Raw genomic sequence first — 8,934 nt, 5'->3', positions numbered from 1 at the left:
GCGACATGAGATAAGATATAAGCTTTAGGTTATAAAGCCCTAGGCATTAGGCAAAATTTTTTATTCATTAGCTCAATAAAAAAGCTGTGTGCGACATGAGACAAGATATAAGCTCGGAGGTATATCTTACTCGAAGCATACAGCTTTTTTATTTTCCCTGTGTCACATCAAAATAAAGTACTTCAACGGTTAGATGATTCAGTAATTGTTGTGTTCTTTCGGGGCGGGCATCTGTCAAAAAAACCTGCTGGAATGTTCCATCCACCATCATATTGATTAGTTGCTGAATACGTCTGTCATCGAGCTTATCAAAAATATCATCGAGTAATAATATCGGTTGAAAACCCTTTTCAAGAGCCAAAAGCTCAAATTGAGCTAATTTTAGCGCAATTACATACGATTTTTGCTGACCTTGCGAGCCGTATTTTTTGAGAGGGAAAGCATTAATTTCAAACGAAAAATCATCTTTGTGGATTCCGAGGGTGGTTCTTTGTGCCGCCAAATCTCTTTGACGATTTTTGTTGAAATCATTTCTAAAAGTGTCAGCGTCTACGTCGGTTTCATACACGAGTCGTACTTCCTCCCTACTTTCTGAAAGATTAGCATAATGTTTTTGGAAGATTGGGGTAAATTTCGACAAAAACGCTGCTCTTTTTTTCTGTAACTCTATTCCACATTCGATAATTGGTTCAGAGTAGATATCTAATAAATCAGCATCAAAATAGTTTTTTTCTGAAAACTGTTTTAGTAAAGCATTTCTTTGTAATAAAACCTTATTGTATTTAAGAAGCGTTTCAAGGTATTCGCGGTCAATCTGTGCAATAACACCATCAAAAAACTTTCTTCTTTCCTCACTCCCATCTCTTACAATATCGGTATCGTTGGGCGAAATCAACACGACTGGATAGAGTCCAATATGTTCTGAAATTTTCTCATACGGCTTTTTATCGTGTAGGACTGCCTTCTTTTGACCTTTTTGAAAAGAACAGGTTATTTGCACATCTGCTTTTTCTCCACCAACAAATAGCCCATCAATTATCATAAAATCAGCTTCGTGACTAACGCACAGGGCATCTTGTGTACTAACTGAACTTTTGGTTAAAGCCAAAAAGTAAATAGCATCAAGCAAATTGGTTTTACCGCTACCATTTTCACCCACAATACAATTGACACGATTAGAAAACTTAAAATCGCCAAAGTCGTAGCTTTTGAAGTTTGTGAGACTGATACTTTGTAAATACATATTTGGATGAGTAAGAAAGCTTAGGTAATTGACTTTAATAAAAGGATAAAATGCAAAAGACAACATGCTTGTGGCGAAATGATATTGTATCTAACGCCGAACAATATCTAATACAAAGCTGTTTAGATTTAGGCTTTAGTTCTGATACCTGTCAGGTAAATAGCCAATAAAGTTGTTTATAACTAATAATCAAGAGTCTATTGCGATATTTTTTTGGTCGGTTCTTGGTTTTGTACTAATTTCGCATTGCAAATTAACGCCTGTTTCGGGGGATTACAAAATCCTGTGTAGCCCACAATGGGATAGCAGTTCCAGGTGAGCAAGAGCGAATAAGACGTTTATTTTATTCCCTCATTTACTTAATCGTAAGATTCAACGTAAGTTAATCACTCATTCACTCATTTTGAAAAATGGCAAAGAAAGCTGAAAACAAAGTAAAATACTCGAAAGAGACCTACATGTACTGGTACGAGTCAATGATGCTTCAACGTAAATTTGAAGAGCGTACAGGACAGTTGTATGGTCAGCAAAAGATTCGTGGTTTTTGCCACCTTTACATCGGACAAGAGGCTTGTTCTTCTGGAGCAGCATCGGCACTTCGTGAAGGCGACAAATATATAACAGCTTATCGTGACCATGGTATTCCATTGGCGTTGGGTTCGGACCCAAACACTATCATGGCTGAAATGTTCGGAAAAGCTACTGGTATTTCGAAAGGTAAAGGTGGTTCTATGCACATTTTCGATAAATCAGTTGGTTTTGTAGGTGGTCATGGTATTGTAGGTGCTCAAATCCCGCTTGGAGCTGGTTTGGCATTTGCTGAAAAATATAACAAAACAGGTAATCTTTGTATTTGTTACTTTGGTGACGGTGCTGTTCGTCAAGGTGCATTACACGAGGCCTTCAATATGGCTATGACATGGAAGCTACCCGTAATCTTTGTTGTAGAAAACAACGGATATGCGATGGGTACTTCGGTTACTCGTACCTCAAACGTTACAGATCTTTATACAATTGGTGAGGCCTACGACATGCCATCAGAGCCAGTTGATGCAATGAGCGTAGAAGCAGTTCATGAGGCAGTTTCTCGTGCAGCTGAGCGTGCTCGTGCAGGTGAAGGTCCAACTTTCTTAGAATTCAAAACTTACCGTTATAGAGGTCACTCTATGTCTGACCCTCAGAAGTACCGTACTAAAGAGGAAGTGGAGGCATACAAAATGCGTGACCCAATCGAGCAAGTTAGACAAGCCATCTTAGAAAACGCATTTGCTACAGAAGAAGATTTGGCTGCTATCGATGCTAAAATCAAGGCAAGAGTTGAAGAGTCTGTTAAATTTGCAGAAGAATCACCTTGGCCAGATGCTTCTGAAGCATACAAAGATGTGTATGTTGACGAATATCCATTCCCAGTAGAATAATCATCTTGTATGATAAAAGCCCCAATAGTTTTACGTGAGTAAAGTTATTGGGGCTTTTTTATTTCGTCTCAACAAACCGTTTTATGATTGAAAGATACCTTCAAATAATTCTGGTTTGAAACCTACCGAAATAATCTCCTCTTTTTCTAAAACAGGACGCTTGATTACAGAGGTTTGTTCCATCATCAATTGGATTGCCGAAGCAGTATCTGTTGCTTTTTGACTTTCGTCTAGTTTTTTCCAAGTGGTTCCTGCTTTATTCACAAGGGTTTCCCAAGGATATTTTTCTAACCAAGCTTCTAACTTTTCCTGAGAGATTCCCTCCTTTTTGAAATTATGGAATTCAAAAGGAATATCATGTTCCTTAAGCCAAGTAAGGGCTTTTTTTACCGTATCACAATTCGGTATTCCGTATACTTTGTACATGGGGTGTTTTTTTTATATGAAAATTTACTTCCAGATGATATAGTCCATCAATAGAGTTTTTTAGGCAAGGACAAAAGACAACTCACCACTCCGCACTCAAAACTTCGCACTCTATTTACTTTCCTTCCAACAATTTCTTCAATCCAAACATTTCGTCTCTTAGGCGAGCGGCTGCAATAAAGTCGAGTTCTTTGGCTGCTTTATCCATTTCATTCTGTACTTTCTTAATTTGTGCTTCAATTTCGGGTTTGGACATATAAGCCAACACTGGGTCAGCAGCCAATTGCACATCCTGGGGTTCAACATAGTAATTAGTCTTTGTTGGTTTGCCCATAACATCGGCAATAGAGGTTTGTTCGATGATAGCTTGTTTCGAGCGAAGTATAGTTTTGGGTGTAATACCATGCTCAAAGTTATACTCCATTTGGATAGCTCTGCGTCTTGTAGTTTCATCAATGGCTTTTTGCATAGAACCCGTAATACGGTCGGCATACATAAGTACTTTCCCTTGGTCATTTCTAGCCGCACGACCAATTGTTTGAATTAATGAGCGAATATCTCTTAAGAAACCTTCTTTGTCGGCGTCCATAATGGCTACCAATGACACCTCTGGCAAATCCAAACCCTCACGCAAAAGGTTTACTCCAACCAATACATCAAATACGCCAAGTCTGAGTTCTCTTAAAATTTCGACACGCTCCAAGGCTTTCACCTCCGAGTGGATATATCTACATTTGATACCCACTCTCTCCATATATTTTGAAAGTTCTTCTGCCATTCGTTTGGTAAGTGTGGTTACCAGCACTCTTTCTTCCCTTTCAATTCTTATGTGTACTTCTTCCAACAAATCATCAATCTGATTCAAACTTGGTCGTACTTCTATTTCTGGGTCGAGCAAACCTGTTGGACGAATGATTTGTTCTACAACAACCCCTTCCGAACGACGAAGTTCGTAGTCGGCTGGGGTTGCACTTACAAAAATGCTTTGTCTACTAATGTCTTCAAACTCTTGGAAGGTTAGTGGTCGGTTATCCATCGCACTTGGCAAACGGAAACCATAGTCCACCAATGACTCTTTTCTTGAGCGGTCGCCACCCCACATAGCTCTGATTTGTGGAATGGTTACATGACTTTCGTCTATTACTAATAAAAAGTCTTCAGGGAAAAAGTCTAATAAGCAGAAGGGTCTTTGTCCTGCTTGTCTTCTATCAAAATATCTTGAGTAATTTTCGATACCTGAACAATAGCCCAACTCGCGCATCATCTCCATATCAAACTCGGTTCTTTGTTTGATTCTTTCAGCCTCAGCCATTCGACCTTCTTTTTCAAAGAATTTGATTTGCCCAACTAAGTCATCTTGGATTTCGTTGATGGCGCGCATCAGTACATCTCTACCTGTGACAAACAAATTGGCAGGGAAGATGGCTACCATTTTTTCGTCAGACAACTTCTTGCCTGAAATGGGGTCTATGCGTTGGATAGCCTCAATCTCATCGCCGAAGAAGATAATACGATAGCCAAAGTCAGCATAGGGTACGTAGATATCTACCGTGTCACCTTTTACCCGAAAATTGCCTCTTTGAAATTCTGCTTCGGTTCTTGAGTAAAGGATTTCTACTAAACGAAACAAAAACTGGTTTCGGGAAATAATTTCGCCTACAGCAATACGTAAGATACTTTTTCGATACTCTTCTGGGTTGCCCATACCATAAATGCAAGAAACTGACGCAACCACAATGATATCTCTTCGGCCAGACATAAGCGATGAAGTCGTCGAGAGACGAAGCTTGTCAATTTCTTGATTGATTGCAAGGTCTTTTTCTATATAAGTATTCGTGGTGGCAATGTATGCTTCGGGCTGATAGTAGTCATAATATGAAATGAAGTATTCTACTGCATTGTTAGGAAAAAACTGTTTAAATTCTCCATAGAGCTGGGCCGCCAGTGTTTTGTTGTGACTCAAGATTAACGTTGGCTTATTAACTTGAGCAATAGTATTGGCAACGGTAAATGTTTTACCCGACCCCGTTACTCCTAATAGCGTTTGCGCTTGTTCTCCATTTTGTATTCCTTCTACCAACTGCGCGATAGCTTTTGGCTGGTCGCCAGTAGGCTGATATTCTGAACAAAGTTGAAATTCCATTCCGCTTGATTTTTATGTATAAAATTAAGTGTAATCTAATAATAAGCCAATCGAATCCCTTAAAATATAATATCCCCTTCAATCATAACGACAAAGAAAAGGCTTTGGTTTCGGACTTGTAATCCCAAATATTTAATACACCTATCACTCAAAACCCAACAGAGTATTAATAGGTATTTTGTACTTTTCTGAATAAAATCAATTTCCTCATTCTATGAAAAGAAAATTTTTAAAAACTTGTCTAACAGTACTTTGCGGTGGAGTTCTTGGTTTAACTACATCGAGTGCCCAACAATATCAAGCCAATTGGGCTTCGATTGATTCACGTCCTATTCCTAGCTGGTTTGAAGATGCCAAATTCGGAATCTTTATTCATTGGGGGCTATTTTCGGTACCCGCTTGGGGACCTACCGCCAAGAACAATGTCGGTATTTATGATCGATATTCGGAATGGTATTGGCAAACCTTAACTAATTCTAAAAGACCTGGGTATGCTTCTACCCTAGCCTTTCATGAAAAAGCTTTTGGAAAAGATGTTAAGTATCAAGATTTTGCCAAAGGATTTACTTGCGAAATGTATGAGCCAAACGACTGGGCAAATATTTTTGAAAATGCTGGTGCTAAATATGTAGTCCTCACTTCCAAGCATCACGAAGGATATACGCTTTGGCCAAGTGCTCAGGCTTGGAATTGGAATGCCGTAGATTTGAACCCTCATCGTGATATTGCGGGTGATTTGACAAAGGCAGTAAAAGGTAAAGGCTTACGTATGGGTTTTTATTATTCCTTATATGAATGGTTTAATCCTTTATACAAAAAGGATGTGGATGCTTATGTGACTTCGCACATGATTCCACAAATGAAAGATTTGGTGACGCGATATACTCCAGATATTTTGTGGACGGACGGCGAGTGGGATCATCCTTCCGAAAAATGGAAAAGTACGGAGTTTTTGGCATGGCTTTATAATGATTCGCCATCAAAAGCTGAGGTGGTCGTAAATGACCGTTGGGGAAAAGAAACTCGAAGCAAACACGGAGGAATTTATACTACCGAATATGATTTGGTACATGATGCCAATTCGAGTACTATGGAAATAGCTCATCCTTGGGAAGAATGCCGAGGTATTGGTTCTTCTTTTGGCTATAATAGAAATGAAAATTTAGAAGACTATTCCTCTTCTAAACAGTTGATAGATATTCTGATTGATAAAGTTGCTCGTGGAGGAAACTTGTTGCTAAACGTAGGCCCAACAGCCGATGGACGTATTCCTGTGATTATGCAACAGCGCTTGGCAGATATGGGAAAATGGTTGAAAATTAACGGAGAAGCTATTTATGGTACTCGTAAATGGGAAAAATCACCGAAAGTTACTCCTGAGACTAAGGTTTTCTTTACCAAGAAAAATAAAGATTTATATGTGCTATTGACTCAATGGAAAAATATGCCTGTTACCATCGAGGGTGTTTCGGGCGGTACAGTAAGTATGTTGGGATACAACGGAGCTATTAAAGTTCAGAAAAAAGGAAATACGCTGACCATAACGCCTCCTGCTCTTACGCCCGATGTCAATCCAAGTGAATATGCTTGGGTCTTTAAGATTTCGGGTGCATTATAAAAAATAAAAACCCGAAGGCTACAAGCTAACGGGTTTCTGGTTTCACTCTCAAAATTAAATTTTGAATCTTCGACTTGAACATTATTTGTTCAATTACAGCCTTTTTGCCTCTTCCCAATACACATCCATTTCGGCTAGGGTCATATCTTGTAAGGTTTTACCTTGTTCTTTCGCTCTTGATTCAATATGCTGGAATCGCTTGATGAACTTTTTGTTGGTTCTTTCCAAAGCTGATTCAACATTGATATTGATAAATCTTGCGTAATTGACCAATGAAAATAATAAATCCCCAAATTCTGCTTCGGCCTTTTCTGAATCAATCGTTGATTTTTCAACAACGTTAAACTCAGCTTTGAATTCTTGCATTTCTTCTTCGACTTTCTCCCAAACCTGTTCTTTTTCCTCCCAGTCGAAGCCAGCTCCACGAGCTTTTTCCTGAATACGCATGGCCTTTACTAAAGCAGGAAGCGATTTTGGTACACCAGCCAACACCGATTTGTTGCCCTCTTTCATCTTAAGTGCTTCCCAATTTTGCTTAACTTGCTCCTCGGTTTCTGCTTTTACATCACCATAAATATGTGGATGACGGAAAATCAATTTTTCACAAAGACCATTCAGAACATCTGCAATATCAAAAGTATTGGTTTCAGAAGCAATTTTTGAATAAAAAACCATGTGAAGCATTATGTCGCCAATTTCTTTTTTGATTTCTGGCATATCTCCTTCTACGATGGCATCCGAAAGCTCGTAGGTTTCTTCAATCGTCAAATGACGCAACGAATCGATGGTTTGTTTTTTATCCCAAGGACACTGCTCTCTCAACTCATCCATGATTGTTAAGAGGCGGTCAAATGCCATCAATTGTTCTTTTCTTCTTTCGGGTAAAGCTTCAAATTCCATCCTTTCCTGTTCCCAATACGTTTGTTGTGCTTACAAAGTTAGTGAAAGTTATTTATAAAATCCCCAATGTATAATAGGACTTTTTGGGTTTTGTAGTAATAATACTCAAAAAAATATACATTTTCTCGTTGGTTAGATACAAAAAAGAGGGCATCGCCAAGCAACGCCCTCTTTTTTGTATCTAATTTACTGTATTAGAAGCTCTTCCATTTAATAGCGCAACCAACAGCTTTGGTATTATTTACCATTACTGGGCGTCCGGCCAATAGATTATTAACAGCATCTTCAACAAACTTTTTGTTTACTGCACTGGCATCCTGCGTATTGTCGTCTATGGCACCAATGTACTGTACCGTAAATCTGTCTCCTTCTTTTTTGAGTACAAAGCACGATGGCGTTCTGGTTGCACCAAAAGCTTTGGCTACTTCTTGTGTTTCATCTTGCAAATACGGAAATGTAAAACCTTTACTTGGTGCTGTCAGTCTCATATTGGCAAATGAATCTTCTTCGTAAGCATTGGGGTCGTTTGGATTAATCGCAATCACTGGATATCCTTTTGACGCAAACTTGTTGTGCAAATCTACAATCCTTGCATCGTAGGCCTTTGAAAATGGGCAGTGATTGCAAGTAAAGACTACAATGTATCCTTTTACATTACGATTGTCGCTCAAGGATAACATGCGACCATCAATATTTTTTAGTTGAAAATCGCTAACAGTTTGACCAATGTTGTAGCCAGATTGGGCATTAACAGTGCCAGTATTCGCCAAAAGTATGATGATAAAGAACAAACAATTGGCGAAAAGGGCTTTTTTGATGATATGATGAATAACTGATTTCATTTTAGATAATGTATTAAAAAGGGTACAAAATAGTACAAAATGCCACACAAATGTATAATTACTACAAGATAATTATCAGAATTTAAAAATCTGACAGGTTGTGAAAGGATTGTGACGTGCTACATGTGTGAAAAAACGTGGATAAACAGTGCTATAATTACACTGCAAATACGTAAGAATAAAAGACTTAGTTCATTTTTGATTGAGTATTTTATATTAAAACGTAAGACTAATTAAAAAGGTACTGTTTAGGAAAAAATATTTACTAAACGGTCTGTTACAGAACCAATGATTCGATAAAATAGCTGCCAAATGCGAAGTACTCGTGCACAAGTATCTAAAGT

At 38.4% G+C, this 8,934-nt stretch carries 7 protein-coding genes; 2 read left to right on the top strand and 5 right to left on the bottom strand.

Annotated elements, in window-relative coordinates; genetic code table 11:
• Nucleotides 1-148 precede the first annotated feature (148 nt).
• Nucleotides 149-1,243, bottom strand: coding sequence for a DNA replication/repair protein RecF (gene recF / locus ACOVQ4_RS00270; RefSeq protein WP_421818676.1), 1,095 nt, complete (start codon nucleotides 1,241-1,243; stop codon nucleotides 149-151).
• A 410-nt stretch (nucleotides 1,244-1,653) separates the two neighbouring features.
• Here recF and pdhA point away from each other — a divergent pair, with 410 nt between their 5' ends.
• Entirely contained in the window at nucleotides 1,654-2,661 is a 1,008-nt protein-coding gene (gene pdhA, locus ACOVQ4_RS00265; RefSeq protein ID WP_421818675.1) for a pyruvate dehydrogenase (acetyl-transferring) E1 component subunit alpha, read from the top strand.
• Between the two features lie 81 nt (nucleotides 2,662-2,742).
• Here the strand turns inward: pdhA and ACOVQ4_RS00260 are convergent, their stop codons facing one another.
• Together ACOVQ4_RS00260 and uvrB are read right to left on the bottom strand one after the other, a co-directional pair.
• Nucleotides 2,743-3,087, bottom strand: a complete 345-nt coding sequence (locus ACOVQ4_RS00260) for an arsenate reductase (protein WP_095160934.1) — start codon at nucleotides 3,085-3,087, stop codon at nucleotides 2,743-2,745.
• 115 nt (nucleotides 3,088-3,202) lie between these two features.
• On the bottom strand, nucleotides 3,203-5,230 hold the full coding sequence (uvrB, locus tag ACOVQ4_RS00255) for an excinuclease ABC subunit UvrB (protein ID WP_421818674.1): 2,028 nt from the start codon (nucleotides 5,228-5,230) through the stop codon (nucleotides 3,203-3,205).
• Between the two features lie 214 nt (nucleotides 5,231-5,444).
• Here uvrB and ACOVQ4_RS00250 point away from each other — a divergent pair, with 214 nt between their 5' ends.
• Nucleotides 5,445-6,848, top strand: a complete 1,404-nt coding sequence (locus tag ACOVQ4_RS00250) for an alpha-L-fucosidase (protein ID WP_421818673.1) — start codon at nucleotides 5,445-5,447, stop codon at nucleotides 6,846-6,848.
• A 93-nt stretch (nucleotides 6,849-6,941) separates the two neighbouring features.
• Here the strand turns inward: ACOVQ4_RS00250 and mazG are convergent, their stop codons facing one another.
• Together mazG and ACOVQ4_RS00240 are read right to left on the bottom strand one after the other, a co-directional pair.
• Complete coding sequence (gene mazG, locus ACOVQ4_RS00245; protein ID WP_421818672.1) at nucleotides 6,942-7,748, bottom strand: nucleoside triphosphate pyrophosphohydrolase; 807 nt, start codon at nucleotides 7,746-7,748, stop codon at nucleotides 6,942-6,944.
• 194 nt (nucleotides 7,749-7,942) lie between these two features.
• A complete protein-coding gene (locus ACOVQ4_RS00240; RefSeq protein ID WP_421818671.1) occupies nucleotides 7,943-8,590 on the bottom strand; it encodes a thioredoxin family protein in 648 nt (215 codons plus the stop codon).
• Nucleotides 8,591-8,934: the final 344 nt, after the last annotated feature.

Origin of the sequence: Flectobacillus sp., assembly GCF_049240685.1 — a bacterium.
GTDB lineage: Bacteria > Bacteroidota > Bacteroidia > Cytophagales > Spirosomataceae > Flectobacillus.
Note: the sequence above shows the minus strand (reverse complement) of the source record. Positions and strands in the feature narration are given on the sequence as shown.